General features: G+C 68.8%; 18 protein-coding genes. 9 read left to right on the top strand and 9 right to left on the bottom strand.

The genetic code is table 11. The features are described from left to right. Positions 1–82 precede the first annotated feature (82 nt). The 4 genes from ftsE to FHS98_RS06600 are packed head-to-tail and all read left to right on the top strand — an operon-like array spanning position 83 to position 2921. Positions 83–805 (top strand): cell division ATP-binding protein FtsE, encoded by a 723-nt coding sequence (gene ftsE, locus FHS98_RS06615; RefSeq protein WP_167101932.1) that lies wholly within the window; start codon positions 83–85, stop codon positions 803–805. Next, positions 802–1692, top strand: coding sequence for a cell division protein FtsX (locus FHS98_RS06610; RefSeq protein ID WP_167101929.1), 891 nt, complete (start codon positions 802–804; stop codon positions 1690–1692). The genes ftsE and FHS98_RS06610 overlap by 4 nt, the downstream gene beginning before the upstream one ends. After that, a complete protein-coding gene (locus tag FHS98_RS06605; protein WP_167101926.1) occupies positions 1689–2225 on the top strand; it encodes an ElyC/SanA/YdcF family protein in 537 nt (178 codons plus the stop codon). The genes FHS98_RS06610 and FHS98_RS06605 overlap by 4 nt, the downstream gene beginning before the upstream one ends. A 12-nt stretch (positions 2226–2237) precedes the next feature. Then, positions 2238–2921: a lysophospholipid acyltransferase family protein gene (locus FHS98_RS06600; RefSeq protein ID WP_167101924.1), complete on the top strand. Its 684-nt coding sequence runs from the start codon at positions 2238–2240 to the stop codon at positions 2919–2921. A gap of 4 nt (positions 2922–2925) precedes the next feature. Here the strand turns inward: FHS98_RS06600 and FHS98_RS06595 are convergent, their stop codons facing one another. Next, a complete protein-coding gene (locus FHS98_RS06595; RefSeq protein WP_167101921.1) occupies positions 2926–3831 on the bottom strand; it encodes a prephenate/arogenate dehydrogenase family protein in 906 nt (301 codons plus the stop codon). Between the two features lie 28 nt (positions 3832–3859). After that, positions 3860–4954, bottom strand: coding sequence for a histidinol-phosphate transaminase (gene hisC / locus FHS98_RS06590; protein WP_167101917.1), 1095 nt, complete (start codon positions 4952–4954; stop codon positions 3860–3862). Between the two features lie 197 nt (positions 4955–5151). Between hisC and FHS98_RS06585 the strand changes: the two genes are divergently transcribed. The 4 genes from FHS98_RS06585 to metW are packed head-to-tail and all read left to right on the top strand — an operon-like array spanning position 5152 to position 7697. After that, on the top strand, positions 5152–5532 hold the full coding sequence (locus FHS98_RS06585; protein ID WP_167101915.1) for a hypothetical protein: 381 nt from the start codon (positions 5152–5154) through the stop codon (positions 5530–5532). 40 nt (positions 5533–5572) lie between these two features. Next, positions 5573–6688, top strand: a complete 1116-nt coding sequence (gene metX, locus FHS98_RS06580) for a homoserine O-acetyltransferase MetX (protein ID WP_167101912.1) — start codon at positions 5573–5575, stop codon at positions 6686–6688. Further along, positions 6685–7104: a GNAT family N-acetyltransferase gene (locus FHS98_RS06575; RefSeq protein ID WP_167101909.1), complete on the top strand. Its 420-nt coding sequence runs from the start codon at positions 6685–6687 to the stop codon at positions 7102–7104. Before metX ends, FHS98_RS06575 begins: the two co-directional genes overlap by 4 nt. Next, on the top strand, positions 7101–7697 hold the full coding sequence (gene metW, locus FHS98_RS06570; RefSeq protein WP_167101906.1) for a methionine biosynthesis protein MetW: 597 nt from the start codon (positions 7101–7103) through the stop codon (positions 7695–7697). The genes FHS98_RS06575 and metW overlap by 4 nt, the downstream gene beginning before the upstream one ends. A 48-nt stretch (positions 7698–7745) precedes the next feature. Here the strand turns inward: metW and FHS98_RS06565 are convergent, their stop codons facing one another. From FHS98_RS06565 to hisN, 6 genes are all read right to left on the bottom strand, one after another. Further along, the gene (locus FHS98_RS06565) at positions 7746–7964 is read right to left on the bottom strand and encodes a DUF1737 domain-containing protein (protein WP_425057335.1); all 219 of its coding nucleotides are present in this window, start codon (positions 7962–7964) and stop codon (positions 7746–7748) included. Further along, positions 7957–10341, bottom strand: a complete 2385-nt coding sequence (pheT, locus tag FHS98_RS06560; protein ID WP_167101902.1) for a phenylalanine--tRNA ligase subunit beta — start codon at positions 10339–10341, stop codon at positions 7957–7959. The genes FHS98_RS06565 and pheT overlap by 8 nt, the downstream gene beginning before the upstream one ends. Then, complete coding sequence (pheS, locus tag FHS98_RS06555) at positions 10338–11429, bottom strand: phenylalanine--tRNA ligase subunit alpha (RefSeq protein WP_167102959.1); 1092 nt, start codon at positions 11427–11429, stop codon at positions 10338–10340. Before pheS ends, pheT begins: the two co-directional genes overlap by 4 nt. A gap of 119 nt (positions 11430–11548) precedes the next feature. After that, positions 11549–11926 (bottom strand): 50S ribosomal protein L20, encoded by a 378-nt coding sequence (gene rplT / locus FHS98_RS06550; RefSeq protein ID WP_167101899.1) that lies wholly within the window; start codon positions 11924–11926, stop codon positions 11549–11551. A gap of 13 nt (positions 11927–11939) precedes the next feature. Continuing rightward, positions 11940–12143 (bottom strand): 50S ribosomal protein L35, encoded by a 204-nt coding sequence (rpmI, locus tag FHS98_RS06545; protein WP_012048647.1) that lies wholly within the window; start codon positions 12141–12143, stop codon positions 11940–11942. Positions 12144–12265: 122 nt separating this feature from the next. After that, entirely contained in the window at positions 12266–13045 is a 780-nt protein-coding gene (gene hisN / locus FHS98_RS06540; protein ID WP_167101896.1) for a histidinol-phosphatase, read from the bottom strand. A 68-nt stretch (positions 13046–13113) separates the two neighbouring features. Between hisN and FHS98_RS06535 the strand changes: the two genes are divergently transcribed. Further along, positions 13114–13554, top strand: coding sequence for a VOC family protein (locus FHS98_RS06535; RefSeq protein ID WP_167101893.1), 441 nt, complete (start codon positions 13114–13116; stop codon positions 13552–13554). Between the two features lie 16 nt (positions 13555–13570). On the opposite strand, the gene FHS98_RS06530 is transcribed toward FHS98_RS06535, so the two are convergent. Further along, positions 13571–14506: a ribose-phosphate pyrophosphokinase gene (locus FHS98_RS06530; RefSeq protein WP_167101890.1), complete on the bottom strand. Its 936-nt coding sequence runs from the start codon at positions 14504–14506 to the stop codon at positions 13571–13573.

Genomic DNA, 14506 nt, shown 5'->3' with positions numbered 1-14506 from the left:
CACCCCCGCGCTTGCTCCGGCCATCGGCCTTGTGCGAAAGCGGCCCCGAGTGCTCACCGGTGAAAGGCGTGAAGGCGAACGAATGGCCGGCATCGTGCAGTTCGAGAATGTCGGTCTGCGATACGGCACCGGCGCCGAGACGCTGTCGGACCTGAGCTTCAGCCTCGCGCAGGGCGGATTCTACTTCCTCACCGGCCCGTCCGGCGCGGGCAAGACCTCGCTGCTCAAGATGCTCTATCTGGCGCAACGGCCCTCGCGGGGCAGCATCCGGCTGTTCGGCGAGGATGTGGTGCAGCTCCGCCGCACCCGCTTGCCCGGCTTCCGCCGCCGCATCGGCATGGTGTTCCAGGATTTCCGGCTGATCCCGCACCTCTCCGCCTTCGACAATATCGCGCTCCCCTTGCGCATAGCGGGCGTCGACGAGCGCGATCTGGTGACGCCGGTGCGCGAGATGCTGGCGTGGGTGGGCCTTGCCGACCGTGCGTCGGCCCGCCCGCCGACGCTCTCTGGCGGCGAGCAGCAGCGCGTCGCGATCGCGCGGGCGGTGATCGGCCGGCCGGAGATGCTGGTCGCCGACGAGCCCACCGGCAATGTCGATCCCGAGATGGCGGCACGGCTGCTCCATCTGTTCGATGCGCTCAACACGCTCGGCACGACGATCATCGTCGCCACCCACGACATCCACCTGCTGAGCCGCGTCGCCAGCGCCAATGTGATGCGGCTCGATCGCGGCCAGTTGCAGGATCCGACCGGCGCCCTGCGCTATCCGCCCCGGCCCGATTTCGGGCAGGAGGCGCGGCCATGATGATGTTCGGCGCCTCCAAGGCCGACCGGCGGCTACTGCCCGAGGGGCGGCTCGCCGGGCCGATGCCGTGGGTGATCGCGATCATGATGTTCCTGACCGCGCTGGCGGCGGCGGGCGGCCTCGCCATGGAATCGGCGGCGGCGCGGCTGGGCGCCGATCTCGGCCGGCAGGTGACGGTGCAGATCGTGCTGGCCGATCCGGCGAAGCGCGATCAGGAGGCCGATGCCGCCCGGCAGCTCCTCGCCCGCCAGCAAGGCGTCACCGAGGTGCGCCGCATCGGCAATGACGAGATGCAGGCGCTGCTCCGCCCCTGGCTCGGCGATGCCGGGCTGGAGCGCGACCTGCCCCTGCCCGCGATGATCGACGTCTCGCTGTCGCGGGCGGGGCGCGACCGGCTCGGGGCGATCACGAACGCCCTGCGCACCGCCGCACCCCATGCGCGGCTCGACGATCATGCGAGCTGGCTCGCGCCGCTCGTCTCGCTGATCCGGGCGCTGGGGCTGCTCGCGGGAGGCATCGTCGCGCTGATGGTGGGGGCGACCGCCGCCGCCGTGGTACTCGCCGCGCGTACCGCGCTCAACACGCACCGGCAGACGATCGACGTCATGCACCTGATGGGCGCCACCGACGTGCAGATCGCCCGCCTCTTCCAGCGCCGTATCGCGCTCGATGCCCTGTTCGGCGGGGTGCTGGGCCTTGTCGGCGCGGTCGGCGTGATCCTGCTGCTCGGAGAGAGGATGCGCGAGATCGGCTCGGAGCTGGTCGGGTCGATCGCGCTGCCATGGACGGCGTGGATCGTGCTGCTCGCGCTGCCGCTCCTCGCCGGCGTGCTGGCGCTGACGGTGGCGCGCATCACCGTGCAGCGCGCATTGGGACGAACTCTGTGATCCTGCGCATCTTCTCCTTCCTCGTGATGCTGTGGGCGCTCGGCTTCGCGCTCTTCGCCCTCACCCTTCCCCGCCCCGCCGCCGACGATCGCCAGACCGACGCCATCGTCGTGCTGACGGGCGGCAAGGGCCGGCTGGAGCGGGGCGTCGCGCTTCTCGCCCGGCACAAGGCGCAGCGGCTGTTCGTCTCCGGCACCCAGCGCACCGTGCGCAAGAAGGAGCTGGCGCTGCGCACCCACATGCCGGAGGCGCTGTTCGACTGCTGCGTCGATCTCGGCCGGGAGTCGGTGGATACCCGTTCCAACGCGGTGGAGACGGCGAAGTGGCTGCGCGCGCACCATTATGCCAGCGTCCGCCTCATCACCACCGACTGGCACATGCCGCGCGCCCACGCGGACCTTGCGCGCGAACTCGGGAAGGATCACATCAGCATCCTTCCAGACCCGGTGCGCAGCGAGCCCGGTTTCGCCACGCTGTTCACCGAGTATCACAAATATATCCTACGCCGCCTCGCCGCTCCCTTCGGCTACTGACGTTCGAGACCCATGACCGCGATCCGCTCGGTACTGTTCTATCTCCTGTCCTATGTGACGACCGCCGTGATGGTGTTGGCCGGCATTCCGGTCGCGCTCGCCAGCCGGCGGGCGCTGGCGCTCTATGCGCGGGCATGGGCGCGCATCCTCGCGGCCTATGCGCGTTATATCCTCGGCGTGCGGCTGAAGCTCGAAGGGACGATGCCCGAAGGCCCGGTGCTGTATGCGGCCAAGCATGAGTCCGCCTATGAGACGCTGCTGCTGCTCGCGCTGATCGAAGATCCGGTGATCGTGCTCAAGCGCGAGATCGCCGACGTGCCGCTGTTCGGCAAGCTGACGCGCCGGCATGGGGTCATTCCGGTCGACCGGTCGGCCAGCTCGGCGGCGCTGCGCGCGATGCTCTCCGCCGCCGACGAGGCCAGGGCGCAGAACCGCGCCGTGCTGATCTTCCCCGAGGGCACGCGTGTGCCGCGTGGCCGCCGGCCGAAGCTCCAGGCGGGCTTCGCGGGGCTCTACGGCCGGCTCGGGCTGCCGGTGGTGCCGGTCGCGACCGACGCGGGGCTGGCATGGCCGCGCGGCTTCCTGAAGCGCCCCGGCATCGTCCGCATCCGCTTCGGCGACGTCATCCCCGCCGGAATGCCGCGCAAGGAGATCGAGGCCGAGGTCCACAACGCGATCAACGCGCTGAACGATTAATGCGTCAGTGCCTGCGCCCGAAATCGGGCGCGGGATCGTCCTGCCCCTGCTCGACGATCGAGCGGCGCACCGCGCGGGTGCGCGTGAACAGGTCGAACAACTGCTCGCCGTCCCCCCAGCGGATCGCACGCTGGAGCATGGTCAGATCCTCGGTGAAGCGCTGGAGCATCTCCAGCACCGCCTCCTTGTTGGACAGGAACACGTCGCGCCACATCGTCGGGTCGGAGGCCGCGATGCGGGTGAAGTCGCGGAAGCCGCCGGCCGAGAATTTGATGACCTCGCTCTGCGTCACCTCCTCCATATCGGAGGCGGTGCCGACGATCGTGTAGGCGATCAGGTGCGGCAGATGGCTGGTGATGGCGAGCACGCGGTCATGGTGCGCGGCATCCATCGTCTCGACCTCGGAGCCGAGCCGGTGCCAGAACTCGACCACACGGGCGACCGCCGTCCCGTCCGCCCCCTCGGGCGGCGTGACGATGCACCAGCGGCCGTGGAAGAGCGAGGCGAAGCCCGCGTCCGGCCCGCTATGCTCGGTGCCGGCGACGGGATGCGCGGGGATCACCTGACGGCCGGGCAGCGCCTCCAGAAGCTCGGCGAGCACCGCTTCCTTGGACGAGCCCACGTCCGACACCACCGCATCGGCGGCCACGTCGGCGGCGATCTCGCGCCCGACCGCGCCGATCGAGCGCGGCGGCACGCACAGGATGACGAGATCGGCATCCGTCACCGCGGCGCCCGCCGTGTCGGCCACATCGTCGACCAGCCCCAGCTCGACGACACGCGCGCGCACCGCCGGATCGGCGTCATGGCCGGTCAGATGCACGGTCGGCATCGTCTCGCGCACGGCGCGCACGATCGAGGAACCGATCAGCCCCAGCCCGATCACCGAGACACGCGAGAAAGGCAGCATCAGCCCGCGTCCGAGAGGAGAAGCGCGGTCACCCCGCGACGATCTCGCGCAGCGCGGCCATCATGCCCTGCGTCTGCTCTTCGGTTCCGATCGAGATGCGCAGCCCGTGGCGCAGCCCCTGCCCCGGCAGCCAGCGCACGATATAACCACGCTCCATCAGCCCGGTATAGGCCACCTCGGCGGTCACCCGGCCCTCGAACAGCACAAGGACAAAGTTCGCTTTCGACGGCACGGCGCGCAGGCCCGCATTGCCGAGGCTCCCGATCTGTTCGACCAGCCAGCCACGCCACGTCTCGTTGTGGACGCGGCTCGCCTCGACGAAGTCCATCGCCTTCAGGCTCTGGATCGCGGCCTGCTGGCCGGCGGTCGAGACGTTGAAGGGCGCGCGGATCTTGTGCATCGCCTGAATCACGTCGGCGGGACCATAACCCCAGCCGATCCGCTCGGCCGCGAGGCCGAAGATCTTGGAGAAGGTGCGCGTGACGAGGACGTTCGGCTCGCTGGTCGCCAGCTCGAAGGCGCCGTCGTCGTCCTCGGGCGAGAGATATTCGGTGTAGGCCTGATCGACCACGAACAGGCAGTCCCTGGGCAACCCGGCGTGGAGGCGCAGCAGCTCGCTCCTGGGCAGATAGGTGCCGGTCGGGTTGTTCGGATTGGCGATGAAGACGACGCGCGTCCTGTCGGTCACGGCGGCGAGGAGCGAATCCACGTCGGTGGCGTAATCGACGTCCGGCGCCTCGACCGGCGTCGCGCCCACGCGCCGCGCCGCGATCGGATAGACCGAGAAGCCGTAGCGGACATACAGCACCTCGTCGCCCGGCCCCGCGAAGGCGCCGCAGGCGAGATGGAGCACCTCGTCCGAACCCGTGCCATGGATCACGCGCGTCGGATCGACGCCATAATGCGCGCCGATCGCCTCGCGCAGCGCGGTCGCGCCGGCATCGGGATAGATGTTCAGCGTCGCCGCCGCGCTGGCGAAGGCCTCGCGGACGCTGGGCGCGGTGCCGAGCGGATTCTCGTTGGACGAGAGCTTGGCGGCCTTCACGCCGCTGTCGGTGGTGGAGCGGCCGGGCACATAAGGCGCGATCGCGTCGATCCAGGGTTTCGGCTTGAGCGTCGTCATGGGGGAGCGGTGTAGCGGCGAAGCGGCGCGGTGCAAACGGCCCACCCGGAATTTTGAGAAGTCGTGCCAAAACGGATCGATCCATCTCGTTATGAGACGCTCGCTCGACTTTGGTCCAAGCCGAATCCCGCCGCTGTGCGTTAGCCAGACACCCGTCCTCCTGTCGCGCAAGGCTTGCCATGTTGCTCGGTGTACCGATGGAGACCATCCATCTCCTCCTCGTGGGCGCGTTCGGCGCCTCGCTCGCCCAGGCGGCGCTCCGCCGCGATGCCCCGTGGATGCTGGCGCTGGCGGTGCCGCTGCTGCTCTGCGCGGATCGCGCCGGCCTGCCGGTGGCGCTCGTGGCGTGGGGCTGCGCGCTCTTCGCGCTGGGGGCCGGCGTTTTCCTGATGGCGATGGTGGTGCGCGGGCTCGGCCCGTCGGGCGGCCTCGCGGCCCTGGCGACGATGGGCATCCTCAGCCTCTCGGCCGGCACCGCGGATGCGCGCTATGTCGATCTCTCGGCCTCGTCGCTGCACAATCCGCCGCTGCTCGGCGTGGAGATGGAGGCGTGGCTCAGGGCCGTCTCGGGACGCTGACGATTGACAAGCCTTCCCGGCCGCCCCTAGCGCGGTCGCCATGGAGCATGACGAGCGTTTCGGACCGGCGCGCAGTGTCACCCTGCCGGGGCCGCTGGCGCTCGACGGCGGGCAGAGCCTGTCCCCCGTCACCATCGCCTACGAAACCTACGGCCGGCTGAACGCGGACGGCGGCAACGCCATCCTGATCTGCCACGCGCTGACCGGCGACCATCATGTCGCCAGCACCCACCCGCGCACCGGCAAGCCCGGCTGGTGGACGCGCATGGTGGGCGAAGGCAAGCCGATCGACCCGGCGCGGCACTTCATCATCTGCTCGAACGTGATCGGATCGTGCATGGGCTCGTCCGGCCCGGCGACCGCCGCAGCCGACGGCAGCCCCTATGCGATGCGCTTCCCGGTCATCACCGTCCGCGACATGGTCCGCGCGCAGGCGATGCTGATGGACCATCTCGGCGTCCGCACGCTCACCGCCGTCGGCGGATCGATGGGCGGGATGCAGGTGCTCGAATGGGCCGCGACTTACCCCGAGCGCGTGAAGTCCGCCGTCATCATCGCGTCCGCCGCACGGCACTCGGCGCAAAACATCGCCTTCCACGAGGTCGGCAGGCAGGCGATCATGGCCGATCCGAAGTGGCGCGGCGGCGACTATTACGAGGCGAACGACCCGCCCGCCGCCGGGCTTTCGGTCGCGCGGATGGCGGCGCACATCACCTATCTCTCCGAAGCGGGCCTCACCGAGAAGTTCGGGCGGCGCCTGCAGGCCCGTGACGCAAAGGGTTTCGGCTTCGACGCCGACTTTCAGGTGGAAAGCTATCTGCGCCATCAGGGGATCAGCTTCACCGATCGCTTCGACGCCAACTCCTATCTCTACATCACTCGGGCGATGGATTATTTCGACCTCGCCGAGGAGCATGGCGGCCGCCTCGCCGACGCCTTCCGGGGATCGAAAACGCGCTTCTGCCTCGTCTCCTTCGACACCGACTGGCTCTACCCCACCCGCGAATCGCGCGGCATCGTCCATGCGCTGAACGCGGCGGGCGCGGCGGCGAGCTTCGTCGAGCTTTCCTCCCCCTTCGGCCATGACGCCTTCCTGCTCGACGTGCCCGAGCTGTTCCGCGTGGTCGACGGCTTCCTGAAAGCGGGCGGGCTATGAGCCATTCCCTGTCCTTCGACCCGGCCGAACTCGATCTCGACACGATCCACGGCTTCCTGACGACCAGCTACTGGTCGCCCGGCATCCCGCGCGAGACGGTGGCGCGCGCCATCGCCGGATCGCTCTGCGTCGGCGCCTATCGCGAGCGTCGGCAGATCGGCTTCGCCCGTGTCGTGTCGGATCGCGCGACCTTCGCCTATCTCGCCGACGTCTTCGTGCTGGAGGAAGCACGCGGGGAGGGTATCGGCCGCGCCATGGTTCGCGCGCTGATGGAGCATCATGAGTTGCAGGGCCTGCGCCGCTGGTTCCTCGCCACGCTCGACGCGCATGGCGTCTATGAGGCGCTCGGCTGGCAGCCGGTCGCACACCCCGAGCGGCTGCTCGAAATCACCGTCCCGGATATCTACCGCCGATGAGCGAGACACTGCGCCCCGACCTCGCGATCATCGCCGACAATGTCGCGCCCGGCAGCCGCGTGCTGGATGTCGGCTGCGGCGACGGCGCGCTGATGGCGGCGCTGCGCGATCGGGCCGCCGCCGACGCGCGCGGGATCGAGATCGATGCGGCCAATGTGGCGAGCGCGGTCGGGCGCGGCCTCTCGGTGGTGCAGGGCGACGCCGACGAGGATCTGGCCGACTATCCGTCCGACGCCTTCGACTATGCGATCCTGAGCCAGACGCTCCAGACCACGCGCGCGCCCGACAAGGTGCTCGACGAGCTGCTGCGGATCGGGCGCAAGGCGTTCGTGTCCTTCCCCAACTTCGCTTACTGGAGGGTGCGCGCCTCGCTGATGTGGGGCGGAAGGATGCCGGTGACGCGGACGCTGCCCGTCGCCTGGTATGCGACGCCCAATATCCACCACCTGACCATCGACGATTTCCGCGCCTTCCTGAAGGAGCGCGACATCGTCACCGAAGGGGCGTGGTTCCTGAACGGCGACAGGCTCACCAGCGCGGCCGCCGCCAATTTCCGCGCCGAGCACGCGGTGTTCCTGATCCGGCGGGGATAACGCCTTCCCATTCGTCATCCCGGATCAAGTCCGGGATGACGGAAAGGCTCAGGCCTCCCCGATCGCCGCCTTACGCTGGCCGCTCCACAGCACGGCTTGGGCCACGATCGGATGCTCGCCATTGTAGCTGATCGAGGGCGAGCCATAGAGCGTATAGCCCATCGCCAGCGCCTCCGAGACGCGGCGGCAGAAGGCATCGTCGTCCTTGCCGGTCAGCAGGCGGTAAACGAGCTTGCCCTCGGGCGGCATGGCCGCATCCTCAGCCACGGAGCGTCGCTCCCTGCTTGGCCGCCGCCGAGACGATCTTGTCCGCGATGGCCTTCAAGGCCGCCTCGTCGAAGCTCTTGTCGGTCGGCTGCAACACCACCTCAAGCCCAAGCGACTTCTGCCCCTCGGGTACACCCTGCCCGGTGAACACGTCGAACAGCGAGACCTCAACGATCGCCTGCTTGTCCGCACCCTGGATGGCGCGGATCAGCTTGTCGGCCTGAAGATCGGCCGCGACGAGGAAGGCGAAGTCGCGACGTACCGCCTGCAACGCCGCCGGCGCATAGGCGGCACGGGTGCGGCCGGTGTCGCGCTTGGCGGGGATCGCATCGAGATAGATCTCGGCCGCGACCACCGGGCCTTCGACATCGAGCGCGCGCAGCGTCTCGGGGTGGAGCTCGCCGAAGGTCGCGAGGATCATCTTCGGCCCAAGGCCAAGCTGGCCCGAGCGCCCCGGATGCCATGTCTCGCCACCCGGACCGATCAGTTGGAGCCGATCGACCGGAGCCCCCGCCGCCGCCAGCACGCCCAATGCCTCGGCCTTGGCGTCGAAGGCATCGGCGCCGCGCGCCTTGCCGGTCCGCCAGTCGCGGCCCTGCGCTTCGCCCGCGATCAGCACGGTGAGCGTCTGCCGCTCGGCGTCCGTGAGGTAGCGGCGACCGAGTTCGAACAGCTTGACCGAGCGCTCGCCGCGATCGCGGTTGCGCTGGGCGGCGCGGGCGAGGCCGGGGATCAGCGACGGGCGCATCACCTTCAGATCCTCGCTGATCGGATTGGAGAGCGTCCAGTGTCCGCCACCGAAGGCCGCAGCCTCCTTCTCGGACAGGAAGCTCCACGTCACCGCTTCGGCGAAGCCGCGCGCAGCGGCGGCACGGCGCGCCTTGCGCTCGATGCGCTGCTCGGGCGTGGCGGTCGGCTTGGCGACGCCCTCCGCGCGGGGGAGCGGCGTCGAGGGAAGCTTGTCGAGCCCCTCGATGCGGATCACTTCCTCGACCAGATCGGCCGGGCCATCCACGTCGCGGCGCCATGTCGGCACGGTGACGGCGAAGTCGTCCGACACGACGAAGCCGAGGCGCTCCAATATCGCCTTCTGGCGATCGGCCGGCACGTCCATGCCACCGAGCGTCGCCACCAGCGCCGGATCATAGGCCACCGTCTTCGCCGCCACCGGCGCCGCGCCGGCGCGCATGATGGCGCTCGGGGTGCCGCCGCAATGGTCGAGCACGAGCTTGGTCGCGATGGCGAGGCCGTCGTCGAGGAAGGCCGGATCGACGCCGCGCTCGAAGCGCTGGCGCGCATCGCTGGTCAGCGCCAGCTTCTGGCCGGTCAGCGCGATATGGTCGGGATCGAAATAGGCGCACTCGATCAGCACGTCGGTGGTCGTCTCGCTGACGCCCGAATGCTCGCCGCCCATGATGCCGCCGATGTCGTGGACCGCCGCATCGTCGGCGATCACGGTCATCGTGGCGTCGAGCGTGTAGGTCTTGCCGTTGAGCGCAACCACCTGCTCGCCGTCCTTCGCCAGCCTCGCGACCAGCGCGCCGGTGAGCTTGGCACGGTCATAGACATGGAGCGGGCGGCCGAGATCGATCGACACGAAGTTGGTGATGTCGACCAGCATCGAGATCGGCTTCTGGCCGATCGCCTTGAGCTTGGCCTGCATCCATTCCGGCGAGGCGCCATTGGTGACGCCCGACACGGCCTGCGCGAAGAAAGCCGGGCAGCCGCCCACATCGTCCGTCCGCACGTCCGGCGCGGGGCCATCGCCCGCGATCGGCGCGAGCGAGGCCATGCGATAGACGTCGGCCAGCGGCTTCAGCGTCCCCAGACCCGCCGCCGCGAGGTCGCGCGCGATGCCGCGCACGCCCATGCAGTCCTGCCGGTTGGGCGTGATCGCCACGTCGAAAAGCGGATCGTCGAGGCCCGCCCATTCGGCATAGCTCTCGCCGACCGGTGCGTCCTCGGGCAGCTCGACGATGCCATTATGGTCCTCGCCCAGCAGCAGCTCGCGGAACGAGCACATCATGCCGTTCGACTCGACGCCGCGGATCGAGGTGAGCTTCAGCGTCATCTCCGGGCCGGGCACATACATCCCCGGGCCACCGAAGATGCCGACAAGGCCGGCGCGCGCGTTCGGCGCGCCGCAGACGACCTGCAACGGCCCCTCACCCGCATCGACCGACAGCACCTGGAGCTTGTCCGCCTGCGGATGCGGCGCGGCGGTGAGCACGCGCGCGATGCGGAACGGGCGCAGCACGTCGGCGGGGTTGGAGATGTCCTCCACCTCCAGCCCGATGCGGGTCAGCGCGTCGGCCACCTGGGTGGCGTCGGCGGTGGTGTCGAGATGTTCCTTGAGCCAGCTCAGCGTGAACTTCATGCGCCCACTCCCTGCGCAAGCGTGGGCACATCCAGCGCCGCGAAACCATAATGACGAAGCCAGCGCAGATCGCCGTCGAAGAAGGCGCGCAGATCGTCGATGCCATATTTGAGCATCGCCAGACGATCGATGCCGCAGCCGAAGGCGAAGCCCTGCCACTCGGTCGGATCGAGATCGCACGCCTCGATCACCTTGCGGTGGACCATGCCGGAACCGAGAATCTCCATCCAGCCATCGGGCTCGGTGCCGCCGATCATGCGGCGGCCCGACTTGTCGCGCGTATAGCCGACATCGACCTCCATCGAAGGCTCGGTGAAGGGGAAATAGCTCGGGCGCAGGCGCAGCACGATGTCGTCACGCTCGAAGAAGGCTTTGACGAAGGTCTCCAGCGTCCACTTGAGATGGCCCATGGTGATGCCGCGATCGATCACCAGGCCCTCGACCTGATGGAACATCGGCGTGTGGGTGGCGTCACTGTCGGAGCGATAGGTGCGGCCCGGCGCGATGATGCGGATCGGCGGCTTCTGCGACACCATGGTGCGAATCTGCACCGGCGAGGTGTGCGTGCGGAGCAGCATTTGCCGCCCCTCACCGTCCACTTCGTCGAAGTAGAACGTGTCGTGCATGGCCCGCGCGGGATGGGTTTCCGGGATGTTGAGCGCGGTGAAGTTGTGCCAGTCGTCCTCGATCTCGGGGCCGGTCGCGACCGCGAAGCCGAGATCGGCGAAGATTTCCGCCAGCTCTTCCATCACCTGGCTCACCGGATGCACCGAGCCCGTCGCAAGGCCGCCAATCGGCAGCGACATGTCCAGCGTCTCGGAGGCGAGGCGCGCATCGAGCGCGGCGCGGTCGAGCGCGCCCTTGCGGGTGGCCAGCGCCTCGGTGACGGCTTCGCGCAGGCTGTGAATGCGGGGGCCGGTCGTCTGCCGCTCTTCGGGCGAGAGCGCGCCGAGCGTCTTGAGGAGGCCGGTCACCGCCCCCTGCTTGCCGAGCGCGGTGACGCGCACGGCTTCGAGCGCGGCCAGATCGGCGGCGCCTTCCACGGCGCTCAGAAGCTCCTGGCGGAGCTGGTCGATGTCGGTGGTCATGTCGATCCGCATGATAGGAGAGATGGCCGAGCCCTTAGGACAGACGAGGCCCAAAAAGCAAAGGGCGCGGCGACCTTTCGGCCACCGCGCCCTCTACCGAAGCTCATCGCGTGGGCTGATTAGGCCGCGACGCGGGCACCCTCGGGCAGAGCCGCCTTGGCCTGCGCGACGATGGCCTTGAACGCCTCGCCCTCGTGCATCGCGAGATCGGCCAGAACCTTGCGGTCCAGTTCGATGTTCGCGAGCTTCAGGCCGTGCATGAACACGCCGTAGGTGAGACCCTCGGTGCGAACCGCAGCGTTGATACGCTGGATCCAGAGCGCACGGAACGAGCGCTTCTTAACCTTGCGGTCGCGATACGCATACTGGCCGGCCTTCTCGACGGCCTGACGGGCGATGCGGATCGTGTTCTTGCGACGGCCATAATAGCCCTTCGCAGCCTCAAGAATCCGGTTGTGCTTGGCGCGGGTGGTCGTACCGCGCTTGACGCGTGCCATTGCTCAGTACTCCTTAGTTCAGACCGTAGGGCGCCCAGAGCTTCACGCGGGCCGTATCGGCCTCGGCGAGCACGGTGGTGCCGCGGTTGGTGCGGATGTACTTCGAGTTATGGCTGATCAGGCGGTGACGCTTGCCGGCCACACCGTGCTTCACCTTGCCGGTGGCGGTGAGCTTGAAGCGCTTCTTCACGCCGCTCTTCGTCTTGAGCTTGGGCATTTTCGACTCCTTTTTGATGTCGATTGCGGACACGCCACGGCAGCCCTTACAGCCGGACGATCCCTCGATCGAAGCGCGGGCCTATAGGGGGTCTGCCGATTCGATGCAACCGCGCGGGCAGATCAGCCGCCCAGCCGCTCCAGCACCGGCTCCAGCAGGCGCGAATCGCCCAAAGCGACGACGCGGCCGTCACTCCCCTGCCCCAGCGGCTGGCCCTTCCAGTCGCGCATCACGCCGCCCGCGCCCTCGACCACGGGCACCAGCGCGGCGAAGTCGTAGAGCTTGAGATTCGCCTCGATCACGCCGTCGAGCTGGCCGAGGGCGACGAGGCCGTAATTATAGCAGTCGCCGCCCCAGATCGCGTCGCGGGCGTCCTGCGTCACGCGGGTATAGGCGTCGAGCTGGTCGCCCGAGAAGGCGGCGGGCGCGGTGCTGCCGAAATGCGCCTCGGCGAGGTGCGCGCAGTGGCGCACGCCCGCGAAGCCCTGATTGAAGCGGGTGCGCTCGCCTTCGGCGCCGGTCCAGCGCTCGTGGAGGATCGGCTGGTCGATCACGCCGATAACCGGGCGCCCCTCCTCCAGCAGCGCGATCAGCGTGCCGAACAGCGGCCGCCCGGTGACGAAGGCGCGCGTGCCGTCGATCGGATCGAGCACCCAGACGCGGGCGGCCTCCTCGCGGACGGTGCCATATTCCTCGCCGACGATGCCGTCCTCCGAGCAGCGTTCTTCGAGGATCGCGCGCATCGCGGCCTCGGCGGCGCGGTCGGCCTCGGTGACGGGCGAGGCGTCGGCCTTCTGCTCGCGATCGAAGCGGTTGCGGAAGAAGGGGCGGATCGCCGCCCCCGCCGCCTCGGCGAGAGCGTGGGCGATGGCGATGTCGGCGGAACGGTCGGCTACGGTCATGTGGTCGGCCCTTACGAAAGCGTCTAGGCTCCCTGCCATCGTTCCGCCCGTACGGGGAGCCCCGAATCATGTCCGTCCGCCCCGCGATCATCCCCTGCCTGCGCTATGAGGACGCTCCGCAGGCGATCCTCTTCCTTTGCGACGCCTTCGGCTTCGTGCCGCACGCCATCTACACCGACGAGGAGGACCAGCAGCTCGTCCACCATGCCCAGCTCCTGCTGGCCAACAATATGGTGATGCTGTCGAGCGCGCAGGAAGGCGAAGCGCAGGAGCTTTACGGCTGGAAGACGCCGCAGGAGGCCGGCGGCATCACCCAATGCGTCTATGTCGTCGTCGAAGACCTGGACGCGCATCACGATCGGGCCAGGGCGGCCGGCGCGGACATCCTCACCGAGCCGCACGACAATGAAGGCTATCCGGGCCGCGGCTACACGGCGCGCGACCCGGAGGGCAATGTGTGGAGCTTCGGCAGCTACGATCCGTTCGCCCCGCCGCCGGCGGACGCCTGACGACGCCCCCGCCGGATCAGTCGAACAGGCTCGACACCGAGCTTTCGTCGGCGATGCGCTTGATCGCCTCGGCGAGCAGCGGCGCGATCGGAAGCTGGCGGACCTTCTCCGCCCCGGCCACCGCCGGCGGGGCGGCGATCGAATCGGTCACCACCAGTTCGGAAAGCTGCGAGCCCTCGACCCGCGCCACGGCGCCGCCCGAAAGAACGCCATGGCTCACATAGGCCACCACGTCCTCGGCCCCCGCCTCCCGCAGCGCGGCGGCCGCGTTGCAGAGCGTGCCGGCCGAATCGACGATATCGTCGACGAGGATGCAGAAGCGCCCCGCCGGATCGCCGATGATGTTCATCACCTCCGATTCGCCCGGCTTCTCGCGGCGCTTGTCGACGATGGCGAGCGGCGCGTTGTTGAGCCGCTTGGAGAGCGCGCGGGCACGCACCACGCCGCCGACGTCGGGCGAGACGACCATCAGGTTCCTGCCCGAGAAGCGCGCGAGGATGTCGGCCGACATCACCGGCGCGGCATAGAGATTGTCGGTCGGGATATCGAAGAAGCCCTGGATCTGCCCGGCATGGAGATCGACCGACAGCACGCGGTCGGCGCCCGCCACCGTCACCAGATTCGCCACCAGCTTGGCCGAGATCGGCGTGCGGGGGCCGGGCTTCCGATCCTGGCGCGCATAGCCGAAATAGGGGAGCACCGCCGTGATCCGCCGCGCCGACGCGCGCTTCAGCGCGTCGATGATGATGAGCAGCTCCATGAGATTGTCGTTGACCGGGAAGGCGGTCGACTGGACGACGAACACGTCCTCGCCCCGCACATTCTCCTGGATCTCGACGAAGATCTCCTCGTCGGCGAAGCGGCGGACGCTCGCCTTGGTCAGCGGGATGTCGAGATAGTCGGCGATTTCCTTCGCCAACGTCAGGTTCGAGTTGCCCGACAGCAGTTTCAT

The sequence above is a fragment of the Sphingomonas oligoaromativorans genome (assembly GCF_011762195.1).
Classification (GTDB): domain Bacteria; phylum Pseudomonadota; class Alphaproteobacteria; order Sphingomonadales; family Sphingomonadaceae; genus Solisphingomonas; species Solisphingomonas oligoaromativorans.
Note: the sequence above shows the minus strand (reverse complement) of the source record. Positions and strands in the feature narration are given on the sequence as shown.

Bases quoted from the DNA above. Each gene is read 5' to 3' on its own strand.
- ftsE (WP_167101932.1), top strand. From the start codon at position 83: ATGGCCGGCATCGTGCAGTTCGAGAATGTCGGTCTGCGATACGGCACC.
- FHS98_RS06610 (WP_167101929.1), top strand. From the start codon at position 802: ATGATGATGTTCGGCGCCTCCAAGGCCGACCGGCGGCTACTGCCCGAG.
- FHS98_RS06600 (WP_167101924.1), top strand. From the start codon at position 2,238: ATGACCGCGATCCGCTCGGTACTGTTCTATCTCCTGTCCTATGTGACG.
- FHS98_RS06595 (WP_167101921.1), bottom strand. From the start codon at position 3,831: ATGCTGCCTTTCTCGCGTGTCTCGGTGATCGGGCTGGGGCTGATCGGT.
- hisC (WP_167101917.1), bottom strand. From the start codon at position 4,954: ATGACGACGCTCAAGCCGAAACCCTGGATCGACGCGATCGCGCCTTAT.
- FHS98_RS06585 (WP_167101915.1), top strand. From the start codon at position 5,152: ATGGAGACCATCCATCTCCTCCTCGTGGGCGCGTTCGGCGCCTCGCTC.
- metX (WP_167101912.1), top strand. From the start codon at position 5,573: ATGGAGCATGACGAGCGTTTCGGACCGGCGCGCAGTGTCACCCTGCCG.
- FHS98_RS06575 (WP_167101909.1), top strand. From the start codon at position 6,685: ATGAGCCATTCCCTGTCCTTCGACCCGGCCGAACTCGATCTCGACACG.
- metW (WP_167101906.1), top strand. From the start codon at position 7,101: ATGAGCGAGACACTGCGCCCCGACCTCGCGATCATCGCCGACAATGTC.
- pheT (WP_167101902.1), bottom strand. From the start codon at position 10,341: ATGAAGTTCACGCTGAGCTGGCTCAAGGAACATCTCGACACCACCGCC.
- pheS (WP_167102959.1), bottom strand. From the start codon at position 11,429: ATGACCACCGACATCGACCAGCTCCGCCAGGAGCTTCTGAGCGCCGTG.
- rplT (WP_167101899.1), bottom strand. From the start codon at position 11,926: ATGGCACGCGTCAAGCGCGGTACGACCACCCGCGCCAAGCACAACCGG.
- rpmI (WP_012048647.1), bottom strand. From the start codon at position 12,143: ATGCCCAAGCTCAAGACGAAGAGCGGCGTGAAGAAGCGCTTCAAGCTC.
- hisN (WP_167101896.1), bottom strand. From the start codon at position 13,045: ATGACCGTAGCCGACCGTTCCGCCGACATCGCCATCGCCCACGCTCTC.
- FHS98_RS06535 (WP_167101893.1), top strand. From the start codon at position 13,114: ATGTCCGTCCGCCCCGCGATCATCCCCTGCCTGCGCTATGAGGACGCT.
- FHS98_RS06530 (WP_167101890.1), bottom strand. From the start codon at position 14,506: ATGAAACTGCTGTCGGGCAACTCGAACCTGACGTTGGCGAAGGAAATC.